The organism is Agrobacterium fabrum str. C58 (assembly GCF_000092025.1).
Classification (GTDB): domain Bacteria; phylum Pseudomonadota; class Alphaproteobacteria; order Rhizobiales; family Rhizobiaceae; genus Agrobacterium; species Agrobacterium fabrum.
Window position 1 is genome coordinate 187,566 of sequence record NC_003064.2, and the last position, 17,917, is coordinate 205,482.

At 57.6% G+C, this 17,917-nt stretch carries 14 protein-coding genes; 9 read left to right on the plus strand and 5 right to left on the minus strand.

The genetic code is table 11. From position 1 onward, the window contains the following. Nucleotides 1-863 precede the first annotated feature (863 nt). The 4 genes from ATU_RS24835 to ATU_RS24850 all read left to right on the plus strand — a co-directional run bounded on the left by ATU_RS24835 (nucleotide 864) and on the right by ATU_RS24850 (nucleotide 5,452). On the plus strand, nucleotides 864-2,765 hold the full coding sequence (locus tag ATU_RS24835; RefSeq protein ID WP_010974451.1) for a S9 family peptidase: 1,902 nt from the start codon (nucleotides 864-866) through the stop codon (nucleotides 2,763-2,765). Nucleotides 2,766-2,777: 12 nt separating this feature from the next. Next, on the plus strand, nucleotides 2,778-3,527 hold the full coding sequence (locus ATU_RS24840) for a MerR family transcriptional regulator (RefSeq protein ID WP_010974452.1): 750 nt from the start codon (nucleotides 2,778-2,780) through the stop codon (nucleotides 3,525-3,527). 166 nt (nucleotides 3,528-3,693) lie between these two features. Beyond that, entirely contained in the window at nucleotides 3,694-4,611 is a 918-nt protein-coding gene (locus tag ATU_RS24845) for a LysR family transcriptional regulator (RefSeq protein WP_010974453.1), read from the plus strand. 124 nt (nucleotides 4,612-4,735) lie between these two features. Continuing rightward, the gene (locus ATU_RS24850) at nucleotides 4,736-5,452 is read left to right on the plus strand and encodes a L,D-transpeptidase (RefSeq protein WP_010974454.1); all 717 of its coding nucleotides are present in this window, start codon (nucleotides 4,736-4,738) and stop codon (nucleotides 5,450-5,452) included. A gap of 60 nt (nucleotides 5,453-5,512) precedes the next feature. On the opposite strand, the gene ATU_RS24855 is transcribed toward ATU_RS24850, so the two are convergent. The 4 genes from ATU_RS24855 to ATU_RS24870 all read right to left on the minus strand — a co-directional run bounded on the left by ATU_RS24855 (nucleotide 5,513) and on the right by ATU_RS24870 (nucleotide 10,567). Beyond that, nucleotides 5,513-6,490: a LysR family transcriptional regulator gene (locus ATU_RS24855; RefSeq protein ID WP_010974455.1), complete on the minus strand. Its 978-nt coding sequence runs from the start codon at nucleotides 6,488-6,490 to the stop codon at nucleotides 5,513-5,515. Between the two features lie 30 nt (nucleotides 6,491-6,520). Next, nucleotides 6,521-7,537, minus strand: a complete 1,017-nt coding sequence (locus ATU_RS24860) for an aldo/keto reductase (RefSeq protein ID WP_010974456.1) — start codon at nucleotides 7,535-7,537, stop codon at nucleotides 6,521-6,523. 129 nt (nucleotides 7,538-7,666) lie between these two features. Next, nucleotides 7,667-8,767 carry a Gfo/Idh/MocA family protein gene (locus ATU_RS24865; RefSeq protein WP_010974457.1) on the minus strand — a complete coding sequence of 367 codons (1,101 nt, stop codon included), beginning with the start codon at nucleotides 8,765-8,767 and terminating at the stop codon, nucleotides 7,667-7,669. A gap of 366 nt (nucleotides 8,768-9,133) precedes the next feature. After that, nucleotides 9,134-10,567 (minus strand): MFS transporter, encoded by a 1,434-nt coding sequence (locus ATU_RS24870; RefSeq protein WP_071241517.1) that lies wholly within the window; start codon nucleotides 10,565-10,567, stop codon nucleotides 9,134-9,136. A gap of 197 nt (nucleotides 10,568-10,764) precedes the next feature. Between ATU_RS24870 and ATU_RS24875 the strand changes: the two genes are divergently transcribed. From ATU_RS24875 to ATU_RS26815, 5 genes are all read left to right on the plus strand, one after another. Further along, nucleotides 10,765-11,619 carry a pirin family protein gene (locus tag ATU_RS24875; RefSeq protein WP_010974459.1) on the plus strand — a complete coding sequence of 285 codons (855 nt, stop codon included), beginning with the start codon at nucleotides 10,765-10,767 and terminating at the stop codon, nucleotides 11,617-11,619. 261 nt (nucleotides 11,620-11,880) lie between these two features. Beyond that, entirely contained in the window at nucleotides 11,881-12,999 is a 1,119-nt protein-coding gene (locus ATU_RS24880) for an NAD(P)-dependent alcohol dehydrogenase (protein ID WP_010974460.1), read from the plus strand. Nucleotides 13,000-13,047: 48 nt separating this feature from the next. Further along, complete coding sequence (locus tag ATU_RS24885) at nucleotides 13,048-14,127, plus strand: MBL fold metallo-hydrolase (protein WP_010974461.1); 1,080 nt, start codon at nucleotides 13,048-13,050, stop codon at nucleotides 14,125-14,127. Between the two features lie 118 nt (nucleotides 14,128-14,245). After that, on the plus strand, nucleotides 14,246-15,700 hold the full coding sequence (locus ATU_RS24890; RefSeq protein ID WP_010974462.1) for an aldehyde dehydrogenase family protein: 1,455 nt from the start codon (nucleotides 14,246-14,248) through the stop codon (nucleotides 15,698-15,700). Between the two features lie 196 nt (nucleotides 15,701-15,896). Beyond that, nucleotides 15,897-16,457 (plus strand): hypothetical protein, encoded by a 561-nt coding sequence (locus ATU_RS26815; RefSeq protein WP_236762357.1) that lies wholly within the window; start codon nucleotides 15,897-15,899, stop codon nucleotides 16,455-16,457. A 274-nt stretch (nucleotides 16,458-16,731) separates the two neighbouring features. Here the strand turns inward: ATU_RS26815 and ATU_RS24900 are convergent, their stop codons facing one another. Beyond that, the gene (locus ATU_RS24900) at nucleotides 16,732-17,631 is read right to left on the minus strand and encodes a LysR family transcriptional regulator (RefSeq protein WP_010974464.1); all 900 of its coding nucleotides are present in this window, start codon (nucleotides 17,629-17,631) and stop codon (nucleotides 16,732-16,734) included. Nucleotides 17,632-17,917: the final 286 nt, after the last annotated feature.

The window sequence follows — 17,917 nt, forward strand, 5'->3', positions numbered from 1 at the left end:
TCGCTCGTCTCTGCGCGTGCAACCGAAAGGCCGAGCAACCGCGTAAGCACCCGGCCTGCTTTCGCAGTACGCTCCAGGTCGACGTGTTGAAACGCCCCAGGAATGCAATCGAAGTCTGACTTCGGTACAGTTGTGCGGCCGGGTTCCAGCGTGTGTCCGGCGTTAGAAAGCGGCTTCAACACGTCGCGGGCCTTTATGGAATACGAAGATCAGATCCAATTGAGCCACCACTTTCCGATATTGTGGCTTTGACTAGATCCGGTTTACATAAAGGGGCGCATCATTGGTGAGAGGCCAGGCGCAAACGTCTCCGCTCAAGCCTCACACCAAACTCGAAACTAGTCCCGTCGTCTCTCTCTTCTCATGCGCTCATGCTGCCGGCGTGCGTCTTCTGCCATGATCTGGCTTAGCCTTGCTGACTCAAGGGTCCGCAGTTGTGCGTCGTCACGACGCTGCTGCTGCTGGAGCATACATGCGGTATGAGACGATGATCCATATTGTGCGCCCATTCCCGAGCAGGTGTCGAGATCGGCGTAGCGTTCCTGTTCCGGTGTCTGGCAACCGGTCAGGATAAGGAGGCCTGCGAACATTGTTCCGGCAGACAGGCGTCGGATGACGATGTGATCTTGGGGGGCTTTGCTCATTTGATGTACCTTCTTTTTAGGCAAGTCAGTCAATTGCGAGAGCGAAGCGCGATCCCGCCAAAGCCATATGGAATCTCACAGTTACGCAGAAATTACGTGATTCCGGACCAAGCTGGCTTTCACGGTTGACCCCGACGCGACGTCATAGTTCAGGCAGTGTGTCGATATTGTTTGATTGTGGCGGCCCGCGTTGGCGCCGTCGACGATGCGAGGTTCGACATGACTGCACCTGATCTCATCCCGATTGAAACGCTTTTTGGAATGCCAGAATTTTCGCGGGCGCAGATTTCGCCCGATGGCCGGCTGGTGGCCTATCTGGCCCCTTGGCGTGGACGGTTGAATATCTGGGTGCGGCCAGTCGGACAAGGCACGGCGCGGCGACTAACGGGCGATGACACGCGCAATATCGACGGCTTTAGTTGGACGCGAGATACTCGCTACCTTCTCTTCATACAAGACACTCAGGGCGACGAGAACTGGCACCTTCATCGTGTGGAGGTGGATGGGGCAGAGGCCGTGGGTGGGAAGGCTAGGACTGTCGACTTGACGCCTTATTCCGGCGTGCGGGTAATGGGACTGGAGTTGTCCGCCGCGTTTCCAAGCAAGGCTTTCGTGCAGATGAACCTTAGAACTCCGGATCTGATCGACCTGTACGAGGTCGATATCGAAAGCGCTGAAACCAGGGTCGCGGCCTTGAATCCTGGTCGGTTCGTACGCTGGATCGTTACGCCGAACGGACCGATGCATGCCTTCATCATCAACGACGTGGGTGACCACGAACTGGCTCGTTACGAAAACGGTGTTTTCACCACGTTGGCGAAGCTGAGCGGACGCGACCAGCCAATCGGACCGATGCCGCTGATGGTTGCGGCGGATGGAGAGAGCGTCTTGGTTGGCTGCAACGCGGGCAGCGACCATACCTATCTTGCTGCCATTGACCTTGCGACGGGCAAGTGCAGGGTAATCGACAGCCAGCCAGATTGCAGCCTCGATACGCCACGGCCCGAGGCCGACCCGCGCTTTCCCTCCAGCCTAATCACCAATCCTGTGACAGGCGAGCTGCTGGCAGTGCGTTACCTTGGCAAAAGACAGCAGATACGGCCGCTAAACCTGCGTTTCGCCGCCGTTCTAAACAGCTTACAGCGTCTGTCAGACGGGGAAATAGGCTACATTTCCTGCGATGCCGGTGGGCGACAATGGGTGGCAGAATTTTGGGATGACCGGCATCCCGGTACAACATGGTTTTACGAACATGAGAGCGGCGAAGCGCATGTGCTTGGCGAGCGATTCTCAGCGCTCTCGGCTGAGCGGCTGGTGAGCGTGCGACCCATCGATGTGATTTCGCGTGACGGATTGACCTTGCCGTGCCATGTCACGCTGCCAGTCGGGTTCGATGCCAAGGATGAGCCGCGTGCGCTGCCCACCGTGCTTCTGGTACATGGCGGGCCGTGGTATCGCGACGCCTGCGTTTATGATCCTGAAGTGCAGTTCCTCGCCAACCGCGGCTATGCCGTGCTGCAGGTGAATTTTCGCGGCTCGACCGGTTATGGTAAGGCGTTCATGCAAGCCGCGATAGGGGAGTTCTCCGGGCGTATGCATGACGACCTGATCGACGGGCTCGACTGGCTAATCGGGCAGGGTATTGCCGACCCGGCGCGGGTGGCGATCTACGGCTGCTCCTATGGCGGTTACGCCGCGCTGGTGGGCGCCAGCTTCACGCCGGAGCGTTTCACCGCAACCATCTCCTACTCCGGCATCTCCGATCTCCGGATGCTAGTGAATGGAGTGGTCCCGTTCGTACAGCCTACGCTGATCAACACCTACCTTTCTTACATGGGCGATCCGGACATCGAGACGCAGAACCGGGACATGCTTGCGCGCTCGCCGGTAAGCCGGCTTGATTGTATTTCCAAACCGCTTTTGGTGGTTCACGGCGCGAACGATGTGCGTGTCGCAAAGGCACAGGCGGATATGGTGGTGGAAAGGGTGCGTGCGAATGGTGTGGAGGTCGACTATCTTCTCAACGAGCGCGAAGGGCACTGGTTCATCAACGAGGATAGCAATATTGAGCTTTATCGGAAGATCGAGCGCTTTCTTGCACGGCATTTGAGGGGCGAGTAATGAGGGCGGCGCATGCGCAGTAAGGAGATTGCAGGACTGGCGCGCGTGAGCATCCGCACGCTGCGGCACTACCACCAGATCGGACTTTTGCCGGAGCCGCCAAGACAGAACAATGGGTATCGCATCTACAGCGTGCCGCATTTGATCCGACTGCTGCGTATCGGTCAATTGACAGCGCTCGGTTTCTCGCTCTCGCAAATCCCAGCGTTTCTCGACGGTCGTGCCGAGATGAGCGGGGACAGTTTGGACGCTCTTCTTGAGGGGCTCACGCGGCAGATCGAACTTCTGGAGCGTCAACGCCGGACTGTTACAGCCCTGCGTGACGGCAAAGGACACCCCGACATGGCGCCGGAATTTGCTGCGTCTCTGATGGCGCTGGAGGTCGGGCGAGAGCCGAAAGCGGTGCGAGCCGGTCGGGAGCAATCTGTACTCCTGTCACACCTTTTGAATGAAGAGCAGCGCGCAGAACTGGCTCGGCTCTATGACGAACTAGCGGATATCGAACATGGTGTTACCCCAAGAGAACTGGGGCATCGATTCGATGCGTTGGGGCCCGGTAGCGACGACGTCGAGATTTCAGCCCTTGCCGAAGATTACATCGCCCATCTTGGATCATGGATGAGGGACTTCGACAACGCGTTGAGCGGCGGTAGGAGGCACCAGGCAGCAACGCTGCTCTGGCTTCATGCCCTGGAGAATACGAACAACCAGCAGAAGCGCCTGCTGGTGGAGATCAACAGCGGGCTGGTGTCTGAGCGGTGATCGGTGGTTTGCGTCGGGCCGCTCGCAAAATGATTGATCGATTGCGGGGTCGAGCACAGTCGGCCCGGCGAGCTTGAAATTTTGCGCTGTCCTTACCCGGACATCATCAAGCCATATTCTATACACTTGGTTATGACTGGATTCAGTTATAACCAAGAGCAATATCATGGATATCAACGTTGCTTTAAAGGCATTCATCCGCACCGTCGAGAAGGGTTCTATTACTGCTGCGGCACGGGACCTCGGGGTAACGCAGCCGGCGGTCACAAAGCATATTTCGAACCTCGAACGGCACGTTCAAGCCAGGCTTCTGGAGCGCTCGTCGAAAATCGTTCGCCCGACGGCGCATGGACTCGAATTATACGAAGCCAGCCGCATTGCGATCGCATCAATCGACGCGGCGCTGGAGGGCGTCCGCATCAACACAGGTGAAATCGAAGGCAATCTAAGAATTCACGCCCCATCTTGCATTGGTGTTGGTCATCTCGAACGTATAGTCGGGGAATTTCAGGATGAGTATTGCGGGATCTCCGTCGAACTGGCTCTCGACGAGCGCACAGTCGACTTGGTCTATGATAATTTCGATTTGTCAGTCCACTACGGCAAAATCGAGGATCAGGACGTCATCGCACGCCGCATCGGTTGGGTGGAGCGATTTCTTGTAGCGTCCCCTCTATATTTGGAACAGGTAGGGCAGATCAACGATACGGGACGGCTTTCAGAGCTCGAGGTCATTGGCACTCCGAAGATGCTCGCTCAGCGCAACACTATTTCCCTATTGGGACCTAGTGCGCGCGCCGAAGACGTCGCCGTCAGGCCATTACTTATAACGAACAATGCGCATGTCATGATTGCAGCACTTTTACGGGGACGGGGTGTGGGACTGGTGCAGAAGAACCTCGTCTTGGACTTGTTGGCCAGCGGCGAGCTGGTTAGGGTGCTTCCCGAGTATTGGCTGCGATCTACCGAAGCTTTTCTTGCTTATCCGTCCACAAAGTTCATGCGACCGGTCGTCCGGGCATTTACGGACTTCGTTATGCCGCGGCTCCGGAACATTGACGGGATCTCTCCGGAGCAGCGGTAGCCCTACATGGCATAGCCAACGGTTATGACGGCTATCACTCATACAGATATGGAATATTCCGTCTGTTGAAGGATACCGTGCGACTCAAGCACGTGTGCCAGCCGCAACCCGAAAGTCGCCTTCCATGATGCAGAACCGAAACAGTTTCATATCCCGTCGTACGTTCATAGTCGGCTCTTTAGCCGCGCCTGTCATACTCGGCGGATGCACAACAGTCCAAGAAAGATCGGCCTCGTCCCAGCCCATTGCCACTCCGCAGCCTTCACCGGTCGGCCCGGATCTTGCTTCCCGTTACGCTGCATTTGAAGACGGTGGACATTTCGTTCCTGCAGTTCCTTTTGAGCGAATGAACCCGGAATATCTCAGGCAGCGCGTTGCTGACCCGACCGGGGAGGCGCCGGGAACTGTTGTCGTCGATACGCCAAGGCGATTTCTCTATCTGGTGGAAAACGGCGGAACTGCGTTACGATACGGCGTTGGCATCGGGCGGGACGGATTTTCATGGGAAGGGAACGGATATATCCACTGGCGTCAGCATTGGCCAAGATGGAAGCCGCCAAGCGAGATGATTGCCCGGCAACCCGAACTGGAAAAATACTCTGTCGCAAACGGAGGGATGGATCCTGGTCTTCATAACCCGCTCGGCGCTCGGGCCCTTTATATTTTCCAGAACGGAGAAGATACGCTGTATCGTCTCCACGGCAATCCCGAATGGCAATCCATCGGCAAGGCCGTTTCATCCGGCTGCGTCCGCCTCATGAACCAAGACATCGTTGACCTTTATGACCGCGTTCCGTTCCATGCCCCAATCGTCGTGCATCAGACGCCGATGGCGGTGTGATGGTAAATTGAGTGTTACGCGTTCCGAGATGCTTGGCGGCGATACGATTGCGATGGTCGCCTAATAATACTGCGGGGCAAGATCGCTGCAGATATTTTCTGAAGAGAGCCACACATGGGGAAACGCGGCGAGCAGACCGTTTCTCAGCCATTGCTGTGCCGGGTGCCCGTCATTGCGACGATGCCAGGACAGCACGAATGGTACCGGGTTTAGGGGGAGCGGGAAATCGAAGACTGCAAGACGCTCCGCAAAGCCTGAATGAGCAACGACGCTTTCGATGACGGTCGCGACCATATCCGACGATGCAACCAATGCCGGTGCGACGTGCATATGAGGAATAGTCACGGCCGCCCGCCTCCTGAAATTCTTCGAAGCCAGTGCGGCATCAGCAACATCCAGACCCTCATTATCGGGCGCGACCAGGATATGCGTCAGAGACAGAAAAGTCTCGGGATCGAAAGGGCGGCCGAGGATTGGATGATCCTTCCTAAGGATACAAACGAACCGCTCCTGGAAAAGCCGGGCACTCAGGATCCGGCTCGTGGGCGTGGGAGGAATGCCGACCGTCAGATCGACGCCGCCACTGTCGAGCAGGGAAACCGCGTCATCACGGCTGCTATAATCCCTGACCTTGATATCAATTCCGGGGGCTTTTTCCTCAAGCAGCGACAGGAGGCGCGGCAATATGACTGAACCAGCATGTGCCGAAACGGCAATGGAAAAAGATATGGTCGATTTGTCGGGATCAAAACCCTGCGTGAATTGCAATGTCCGCTGAATTTCCCGCAGAGCAAGTGAGATCGGTTCGGCAAGTTCTACCGCTCGCGGTGTAGGCTGAAGTCCGTTCGGCCCGCGAACGAATAATTCGTCACGCAGGAGAAACCGCAATCTCGACAAAGCCGCGCTCATGGCCGGCTGGGTCCGCCCAATACGGCTTCCGGCGCGTGTGACATTGCGCTCGGAATTGAGAGCGTCAAAGGCAACGAGAAGATTGAGATCGATACCGTGTAAATTCATGGGATGGATAATTAAACTCATCCTTCATCGATCTCAAGCATCTTTTCCGTGTCAGCGCGAGTGTCCGTTTCCGTCATTCAGCAACCAACCCGGATACTCGACGGGTAGACGACTGACCTCATCGAGCTTCGCCATGTCGTTATCGTCCAGCTCAATCGATGCGGACCGAATGTTTTCCTGCAATTGCTCGACGCGCTTCGCACCGATGATGACGGTCGAGACGACCTTTTGCTTCAGCAGCCAGGCGATCGCGATTTGCGCCGGGCTGGAGCCGTGTTTCTCCGCGACAGCTTTCAGGACCGCGATCAGGGGCTCTCCCCGTATGCGATCGATGGGTGGAAAATCCAATTCCGTCTGTCGACCGCCTGCGGCATTGCCCCCAGCTGAATACTTTCCGGTGAGATAGCCGCCGGCAAGCGGACTCCAGACCATGAGGCCAACACGTTCCGATGAGAGCAGCGGGCCGATCTCGCGCTCGAGATCGCGCCCGACAAGCGTGTAGTATGCCTGCAGTGACGTGATTGGTGCGAGGGCTCTGGCGCGTGTTATCCCGATCGCCTTCATGATCTGCCACGCGGCCCAGTTCGAAAGGCCGATGTAGCGAACGTCGCCGGCCCGCACGAGTGTGTCGAGCGCCTCCAGCGTTTCCTCGATCGGTGTCGCGGAATCGAATGCGTGGATCTGGTATAGATCGATGTGGTCCAGACCCAGCCGGCCGAGGCTTGCCCGGCATTCGGAAATTATGTGCCCCCGCGACGCGCCGCGATGGTTTGGTCCGTCACCCATGGCGGAGGCGACTTTGGTGGCGATCACGACATCGCTGCGCGACACTCCAAGGTTCTTCAGTGAACGTCCCAGTATTTCTTCGCTGCGTCCGTGCGCATAGACGTTTGCCGTATCGAACAGGTTTATGCCGGCCTCGAGAGCGGCCTTGACCAGTGCATCGGCATCCTCCTGGTCAAGTCTCCCCACCTTTCCCCATAGCCCGTCAGTTCCGCCGAATGTCATGGCGCCGAAACACAATTCGGACACGAACAACCCGCTTTCACCCAGCTTGCGCATTTGCATGATGTCGTCCTTCTTTTTGAATTTCCGAGATTGACCGGCGGCGATAGATTTTGTTGAGCGTATTCCCAATTGATTGCGCTAACGGCCGGCTCGACATCCGGTGCGAACGCCGAGCCATTCTGCGATACCTCAAACGAGGTGCTGCCGTTCGCCAGTTCTTGCCGCAAGCTCGACGGCCGCGATCAAACGGCTGTTATGGCGGGCATGGTCGAAACCGGGAGTGGTATATGTACCATTCCTCAAATCGCGCCCCAGGGACGCATAGACCTCCCCGACATTGATAGCGGCGCCTGACCAGAATTCGGCCGCGGTCGGACCGACACCGTTGGCGACCGGTCTATCGGGCGCAGCGAATTCCACGCTCGATGAAAGTAAAATGTCTCCGACTTGTACGCCTGCCAGATGATTGCCGGTTAGCTTCAGCCAGCCCCGGGAACCACGGATCTCGAATACAACACTCGCCTCATCTGCAGGCACGCCCGCCAGAACCTGCACAGATACAGGCGCACCGCTTGCCGTCTTGGCGATCAGATCGAGATGATCCGGAATTTCTCGCTGTGAAGTTTCGCCTGTATCGACGATCTCGATCTCCGGCCAGAGCAACTCCGTGCGCGCATCGACCTCGGTAATGTTGCCGAGCACAGCCTCGATGACGTCCAGCACGTGGCCTGCCGTGATCGTCATGAAACTGGCGCCAGAAGCGGCCTTGTTGAAATAGTCGTACATGCTCGGAGATTGCGGACCGTAGCCGAATGTGGTTGCGCCGACACGGGCGGACATCAAGCGACCCAGCTTTCCTGACGCGACTAGTTCCGCCGCTCGTCGGACGGCAGGATTATGCCGACCTTGCAAGCCGATCGCGGTATGCAAAGACCCGACCGCTGCGGCCATCTCGTTTGTTTCCGCCAGCGTTGCGCCTAGAGGCGCTTCGCAATAGACGGCTTTACCCGCGTGCAAGGCGGCCATCACGAGATTCTTGTGCGCCGGCACCTTCACGGCGACCGTGATGACGTCAATGGTTTTATCACTGATCATCGCGTAGGGATCGGCAAACCATAGCTCTGCGCCGAATGCTTCAGCCGCCGCCCTGGCGCTTTCCTCGCGCCGGGTCGCGACTGCCGCCAGCGTCAGGTGAGCTTGTGACGCCAGAGCTGGCACATGCGATGCGCCTGCCCAACTTGCGTGAGTGTCTGCTCCAATAATACCCACACGAAATTTCTTATCCGACATCTGCAATGCTCCAAATCACGTTACGGAACGCTAACTGCGTCCTGAGCAATATCTAATCGACCCCGGCACTGCGACGAAATCGATAAGTGGTATGAGCGAACATCCACGCCATGGATATCGCCTAGCGCCACTGCGGCGACACTGCGACCAAAACAAGTATTGCCCCCGCTGTAGCTATAGCGCTCAAGACCACACGTGCCTGAAACGAAAGGGTCGACGGGTGCCAAGGCGTTCCTGACTGCGGCTTGGTCGGACCGACCGGATCGAAAGGGGCTGCACCGCTAGCAGACACCTGTTTCTCCCGGCGGATTTCCACCAGCTTATGGCGGATACGAATTGCGAGGAGGACAGCCAGATACGCCGCCGTTAAGAAAGCCAACACTGCTGCCAAGCGCAAGGCGTTCTGGTGGGCAAGAATCCAATCTCGCGAAGCAGTCGCGCGCCGTCGATATAGGATCCGAACAAAGCCTGGCCGGTAAAGGCGCCAATCGAATTGATCGCTCCAAACAGCACGATAAAACTCAAGAGTTCTCGGCCGCCTTTCTGAAGCGCGCTCGTGATGCCTAACACCAGTGCCGGCCCGAGAAAGAACATGGCCGCGAATGAGATCACCGCTTGGGACAAATAAAACCAAGGCAGATGCTCAAGGCTCGTGGCGGAGCTTTCGGCAAGTGTCGCGGCAGCTATCGCAGTGACCGCCAGCATCATGGGCATCACCAGTTTTTCGACATTTACCGCGATAGCGCTCACGATCACGCCGGCAACAGCGCTGACAAAGGTGACGATCGAAAGTGCTCTGAGGTGTTCGTCGCTGCCTCCTAGCGCGCTTAGGAACTTGGTTGCAACATTCTGTTCGGCAAGGACGACCCTGGCCATAAGAATTGCAAAAGCAAGGCGGGCGATATCATCGCTCCCTAGCCAGCGCAGGTTGAGGAGAGGTACGGTCCGGCCTTTCTCGAGTATCAGCGCGGCGATGATCATCGGAAGCGCGAGCGACAGAAACCAAATGATCCAAGGCGCCTTGAACCATCCTTCCAGTCGTCCGAGCCCCAACACTGCTGCGATCAACGCGAGGCTACTAGCCAAAAGTAGAAAGGTGAGGAAATCCGAAGGTTCGAACACTCGCTCTCGCTCGGCGGGTGGCAGCCGGAACGTCCCGACGGCGGCGAGAGAGAGAAATGCGAGACCGGCTTCGAGCAGAAATATCGACTGCCAATGCGAGCTGATAGACAGCCATGGCGAGATGACGGTCGCAAGCGGGAACGCGCACTGCGAGATGCCAAGGCCAAGTATCAGCCCCCTGACACGCCAACGGCCCGGAAGGGCCTGCATCACGTAGAACAAAGACAACGGCGTTAGCGCCGCCGCAACAAAGCCGCTTGCAGCCCTAATTGCGAGTGTGAGCCAGTGATCTGCGGTCAACAAATAGGTAAGGGAGAGGAGGGCATACAGGCCAAGGGCAACCAGCGTGAATACACACAGACCATACTGCTGTCGGAACTTGATCAGCAGCAGATTGGCGGAAATATTGGTCATGGCATAGGCCGTTGGCAGCCAGGCCGCCTGAACGGAGCTCAACGCCAAGCCCGTTTTTAACTCCGTAATGTTGACCATGACGAGTGCGTTGCCCAGTCCGCCTATCAGACCGACCAGAATTGCGACGAGGGCATAGGCGATCCGCAGCGTCAGGGCATGCTCTGGCGTCGCCGGCGACCCAGCGACCACTGGTCTTTCATGCTCGGGAAAGTCCCATGCTTCCTCACGAAAAAAGCTACGAACCCGCTGCGTCAGTCTCATCATCGTGCTCTCGTCGTTGGTTTGTCGGGATCAATCCGCAGCACCGTAACGCAATTTCGGTGGCCTGAGGCGTTGCTGGTTTTGCAACATAGGGTTCGGGGGATCGTGACTTGTTGCGAGCGGTGCCTCGTTCAAAATCACTGCACATCCGTTGACAGAGCGGACAGGTTTCACCTCTTAACTTCACGAGGGCAGCAAAGATGTTTCAAAGGTCTATCGACAGCATTACAACCACACCGCCTCTCGGCCCCGGCTTTGCGGGCGAGAGACACAAAGCAGCCCTCGTCGTTGCACCGGGAAATTTTTCCGCAACCGACCCGTTCTTTTTGATGGCGGACGATCACGTGACCGGCGAGGGGCAATTCGGTGAGGCCCACCCTCATGCCGGCCTGGAGACCGTTACGTTCATGCTTCACGGCACGATGGAGGATGCCGGCGGACGCCTGGGCGAAGGCGACGTGGAATGGATGACTGCCGGAAGCGGCATCGTGCATTCGGAAGATGCCCAGGTTTCGACAGGCATGCGTCTGTTTCAGCTATGGCTGGTTCTCCCTGAGTGGGACCGCAACATGGCGCCAAGGGTACAGATCCTGAGACGGGACGAAATGCCGGTACACTGCGGCGTCGGTTTCGAGGCGACCGTCTACAGCGGTCGTTCGGCAGGGATCATCGCATCGACGAAGAATGCCGTGCCTGTAACCTTGGTCGAAATTCGGCTTGAGGCAGGCGCCGAGTTTGAGCAGGTTCTGCCGTCATCATATAATGGCTTCGTCGTGGTCATCGCGGGCGAAATCGAGGCAGGCACCGGTGCGACGGCTCTAACTACGGATAAGGTCGGCTGGACCAGTCCGTTGGCGGTTCACGGTGACAGCTTTATGCGGCTGAGGGCGGGGAAGGACGGTGCTCGGGTGCTTTTGTATGCAGGCCAACCTCAAAACATCCATGTCGTGGCACAAGGACCATTTATCGCAGGCTCCAAAGAGGAGCTTGCCGGCTACTATGCCGCATACCGCCAAGGCAAATTCCCCAATGCCGGCACTATGCGACCTGTCTGATCTGACTGTCCAGCTGCCATGAAACCACAAAGGGTTTCGTTATCAGCAACCCGACGTTCCGCCATTGCTGTCTTTAGCCGTTCGACAGCACGGATATGTTCGCGAACAGCAGGCCCGCAAACGGGCTGAGAAAACCAGCCGCTTCACCACCGCTCGTTCAAAACTCAAGCGGATCGGATCAAGCCTTTCCGAACACGGATCGCGTGGTCCGTGAGCAGGATCACTCGTCCCGGTATGCGAAATCAGCCCTTGGAGGAAAAGATGACCCAACCCGCCACCGCAGCCGTACTGGAAGAAAAAAACGGCCGTTTCATTCTTCGTGAAGTGAAGCTTGAGGCGCCGCGCCCCGACGAAGTGCTGATTCGCATGGTTGCTACGGGTATTTGCGCGACCGATGCTCATGTCAGGCAACAGCTCATGCCAACTCCGCTGCCGGCGATCTTGGGCCATGAAGGCGCCGGCATCGTCGAACGCGTTGGATCGACCGTATCGCATCTCAAGCCCGGCGATCATGTCGTTCTTTCCTATCACTCCTGCGGCCACTGCAAGCCCTGCATGTCTTCCCATGCGGCCTACTGCGACCACGTCTGGGAAACGAATTTCGCAGGCGCCAGGCTCGATGGAACGATCGGCGTTGCGGCGCCTGATGGGAACACGCTCCATGCGCACTTCTTTGGTCAGTCTTCATTCTCCACCTATGCGCTCGCTCATCAGCGCAATGCCGTCAAGGTCCCGGACGATGTTCCGCTCGAGCTCCTCGGACCGCTCGGTTGCGGGTTCCAGACCGGAGCCGGCTCGGTCTTGAACGCGCTCAAAGTGCCGGTAGGCGCCTCTATCGCCATTTTCGGGGTAGGGGCAGTGGGGTTGTCGGCGATCATGGCTGCCAAGGTCGCCGATGCCGCCGTCATTATCGCCATTGATGTCAATACCGAACGGCTGAAGCTCGCTTCCGAGCTCGGCGCGACGCATTGCGTCAACCCGCGTGAACAAGCCGATGTTGCCTCGGCGATCAGGGATATCGCGCCTCGCGGCGTCGAATACGTTCTCGACACGAGCGGTCGGAAGGAGAACCTCGACGGCGGCATCGGCGCTCTTGCTCCGATGGGGCAGTTCGGTTTTGTCGCCTTCAACGACCATTCGGGCGCGGTTGTCGATGCCTCCCGGCTCACGGTAGGGCAAAGCCTCATCGGGATTATCCAGGGCGATGCCATTTCCGGCCTGATGATTCCGGAACTGGTCGGTCTCTATCGAAGCGGCCGTTTCCCGTTCGACAGGCTGCTCACCTTCTACGACTTCGCCGACATCAATGAGGCATTTGACGATGTCGCGGCAGGACGGGTGATCAAGGCCGTCCTGCGCTTTCCCCCGCAAGCTGCTTAACCACCTACTTTTCTTTCGATATCGCAAACACCATGGAGGATTGATCATATGTGCGACCGACACCAGAAGCTCATTAGAGCAACCGACAAACCGAACTTTTTCGGGATCGACCATTACGGCTTTCCGGAGGCCGGGGAACACCCCGCAGATCCGCCGGGATATTATCCCGAGTATTTCTCTTCCGAACGCTTCCAGCGGCTCGGCTACCATGTCGAGGAGCTTCGCGGCGGTTTCTACTGGGTCACCAGCGGCGGCTATGACGCTGCCTTCGTCGTAACCAGCGACGGCGTCGTCGCCATCGACGCACCGCCGACGATCGGTGAGAACATGCTGGCCGCGATCGAAGACGTCACGGACAAACCGGTAACGCATTTGATCTACAGCCACTGGCACACCGATCACATCGGCGCCGCCTCTGTTTTCGGACCGAATGTCGAGATCGTCGCGCACGATATCACCAAGGAGTTGCTGGAGCGGTTCCCCGACCCGAACCGACCGGTGCCAACCGTGACATTCGACAAGGACCACCTTCTTGTCGTCGGAGGCGTGACGCTAGAGCTATCTTACAAGGGCGAAAATCACTGCCCCGGCAACATTTTCATCTATGCCCCGGCGCAAAAAGTCCTGACCGTCATCGACATCGTCAGCCCCGGCAGCGCCACCTTCATGCATTGCGACGCATCGCAGAATATTACCGGCTGGTACGAAGCCCAGAAGCAACTGATGGAATATGAGTTCGATTTCCTCGTCGCCGGCCATCACATGAAATACGGGACGCCGGAAACGGTCGCAGCTTCAATCGAGTATTTCCAGGACGTCCTCGACGGAGCACAGGCAGCGGTGGATCGATTCAGCCGGTCGGATGCGCTCGTCAGCATCCTGGAGGGCGCCGGCTGGGACCAGGTGTTTTCCGGGACCGAGAACTGGATCAATTCGATGGCCAATTTTGCCACGAAATATGTCCTGGAAAAGAAGAGCAGCAATGGCCAGCTCTGGTCCGAGCGGCTTGCGGGCGTGACGACCCAGACGAAATACCACGCCTATACCGTGCTGGAGTCGATCCGCCTGGAAAGGCCGCGGCCGAACTACCGCCTGCGCGGCGAAAATCCGCCACCGTTCCTGACCTGAACTGGCATTGTCCTCTGGCATACCTCGAAATCGAGTGGGCATTACCGTCGTGTCCGGAGGCCGCCGGAGAGCGCGGGCCGGATCTCGCGCGCCCTTGCAAAATCAGAAAGGCAAGTCAATGACGACGTTTTCCGCAAGCAACTGGATCGACGGCACCTTTGTCTCGTCTTCCAAACGCGGCCGCTCCATCGATCCGGCGACATATGAGACGATCGGAGATTATCCGGACGATGGCGGAGCGGCCGCGCAGTCTGCCATCGAAGCCGCAAAACGCGCATTCCGCGGAACCGCTTGGCGCGACGATGCTGAGCTTCGGGCAAGGGTGCTCGACCAGATGGCTTCGGCAATCGAGCGAAATCGCGAGCGCCTGATCGACATCCTCTCGCTTGAGAACGGCAAACTGCTCGGCGAGGCGGCGCTGGAGATCGACGGTAGTCCGAGCAAGCTTCGATACTGGGCTGCTATGGCGCGTACGGAGGCAGGGCGAGCGAAATCGCCCAAGCCCGGCAGCCTCTCCGTGATTCTGCGACAGCCGATGGGAGTGGCGGGGATCATCGTCCCTTGGAATTCTCCCGTCATATTGTCGGTTCGTTCATTCGCTCCAGCGCTCGCCGCCGGCTGCACGGTCGTCGTCAAGATGCCCGGTCAGACGGCGCAGGTCGGCAGTGTTATAACCGAGGTCCTTGCGGAAGCGACAGACCTGCCGGAAGGCGTCGTGAACATGTTCGTCGAGAGCGGTGCGGACGGCGCTGCGCTTCTGGTTGAAAGTCCCGATGTGCCGACGATCAGCTTCACTGGAAGCACACAGACCGGGCGAACCATCGGGGCTATCGGTGCAAAGAGAATGAAACGGTTCGGGCTCGAACTCGGCGGCAAGACCCCAATGATCGTGTTTGACGATGCCGACCTTGAAGCCATGCTGCCTGTTCTCGAAAAGGCTCTCACCATCTTTGCTGGTCAGTTCTGCATGACCGGCTCACGGCTACTGGTGCACAGTTCGATCTACGAACTGGTGCGCGACCGCCTCGCCGAAAGGCTGCGTGCCGTCAAAGTCGGGCCGGCATCGGACCCAGCGAGCGATATGGGGCCACTCATTGACAAGGAGAACGTCGCCCGTGTCGACAGCGTAGTGAAAGATGCGCTGTCGAAGGGTGCAACTGTGGTCGTTCGAGGCGGTCCCGTGCCAGAAGGCCCTTTGGCAAAAGGTGCTTTTTTCCGTCCTTCGATGCTGGAGGTATTCGACAACAGCCTTCCGATCGTGCAGCAAGAAACGTTCGGTCCCGTCATAACGATCCAGCGGTTCTCAGATGAGCGGGAAGCCGTCGTGCTAGCAAACGATAACGACTATGGCCTGTCCGCCTCGGTCTGGACGCGGGATCTGGATCGCTCGTTACGGGTCGCACAGGCGCTTGAAGCGGGAAGCGTATTCGTCAACGACTGGGCCAAGGTGTACGACGGGACAGAGGAGGGTGGCTTTAAGCAATCCGGTCTCGGGAGGCTGAACGGCGTTGCCGCCATCGAGGACTTTATCGAGTACAAGCAAGTCGCTCTTAAGCCGGGTTTGTTGCGATAAAAGGAGCCAGTTGGCCTTAAGGTGTTCTTTTACGCGGCTGAGATTACTGGAGGTTAAACGGAAATTTGCATGCGGTCTTGCGACGTAATTTCCACTTAATGTTACAAATCCAATCTAGCTGACCAATGGAGATATCCGATCAAACCGGTTGGCATCTCCTCTAGTTGGATGCAGCACCTTTCGAAAGGATAGTAATTTGCAGGACAAGGTCGACGCCTTGAAGCAGGCGGAAATAACTATGATGGATGCGATACATGCAGCTGTCACCCAGGCGGCAAAGGAATCGGAGGCTGCATTTCAGTCACTTGGACCGCGCACCACCGCCCAAACTTACTTCGCGGACGTCGCCATGCGTCGGCTATTTTTGCACCTGTGTGGTGCTGATGCGGATACGGCCAAGGGTGGTGATCCAGAGCACGCCTGGGACATACTCTATGTGGGGCGCGGTACAGCCCGCTATTGGGAAAAAGAACAAGGACTTCGGTCTAGGCGCCGAAAGACGGAGAGTCATGCGGAGCTTGAAAGGGAGACGCGCGACAAATCCGCCCTTGCGCAGAGTGCTCAGAAGCTGGCAACCGACACTGCCATCCGCGCACTGATCGAACATGCGAGCATTTCCGACCCGGACCTGCGTGCTCGCTTGCTGGCCACGATTGAAGAGCGGTTCAGCACCGCCGATCCACTTTCGCAAGTTCACCACGAATTCGCCGATTTGGCTAAGGTTTCGCTCGCTCGCCTTATCGGAAAAGTCACTTGAAAACCTCGGTTGGCCCCGCTCGTCGATGACTGCATCTGGCCTTGCGGTTCTCATCGCAGGTCGTGACCTTTAGAGAACGGCAACGGGATCGCCGCCAGTCGCCTTCTGAGCAAATGATCGTGTAGGCGTGCTATCGTGCGTGGCTGCTATTATCAGCGAAACGCTCCGATCCATGGCAGCGCCAATCGCTTTCTAAGGCTCAGGCTCGTTGCTCGAAAGGGTGACTCGTCTTTAGTATCCGTCGCCATATCGACCTCGAAGGACTGCGAACGCGTCAGATTTCACGTTCGAATTTCTCATACAAGAAGTTCACCAGCGCGCGCACTCGAGCAATACCCGCGCGGGCTGGCGGCATCAATATGTGCAGATCTGCTCCCGCGTGACTATAGCCCGGGACTACCTCTTCGAGGTCGCCGCTGGCGAGCGACTCTTGAACCATGAAGACAGGCAGGACCACGATACCAAGTCCGGCGCGCGCAGCGGAAAGCATCATTTGACCATTGTCTGAGCGGAATTGTGAGTTCACGCGGACTTGTTCCCATCCATCCGGACCTTGAAAACGCCAGCCGAACGTATCAAAGGAGTAGAGGATCGCGTTATGCGCCGCCAGTTCAGAAGGCTTTGAGGGGCGCCCTCTTGCTTCCAGATAGGAAGGACTGGCGACGACAGCCCAGCGGACCTTTGCAAGCTTGCGCGTAATTAGCACGGAATCAGGGATACTTCCGATTCTTACCGCCAAGTCATACGCCTCGGCTACTAGATCCGGCTGACGATCTTCAAAGCGTACATCAAAGTGGATCCGCGGATGGAGCAGGGCGAACTCTGCCAATAGTGGAGCGAGACAGAACTCTCCGAAAGCTACGGGAACGGAAACTCTGACCTGACCGGATGCTTCGGTCGTTGACCTCACAACCATTTCCTGCGCGGACTCTAACTCGGCCAGCCCAGAAGCTGCTCGCAGATGATACTCGCGGCCAACATCTGTGAGAGCTGTTCCCTTTTGGGAACGTGTGAGCAGTGTTGCACCTAGGAAATTTTCTAGACGACTGATGCGGCGGCTGACGATCGATTTGGCAATCCCCAAACGGCTGGCCGCACCCGCGATACTACCGGTTTCAACCACCCGAATGAAAGAGATTAGATCCAGTATCTCAACAGACTCGGGTTCCGCCATCAACAACACTCCCCTCTAGTAATTGCAGCTACTGCAACACGGGGCATGAAAAATTGTCAAGTTCCCAGATCGTTCTTCGGTCGTACTCATGACATTCAGAACATAAGGCCGAGCTGAATTAACGGTCCGCGCAAGTTACAGTCTTGGCGAAGATCACCCTCAACCGCCGCGATAGGAGACGAGGTTGACCCGGCATTATGATCGACTTTGGGAAGGCAGGTGGCCCTCTGCCTCGGAATTCTGCCGCATTAGCCGCCCGAACTTTATCCACGCAGTAAGGGCGTGT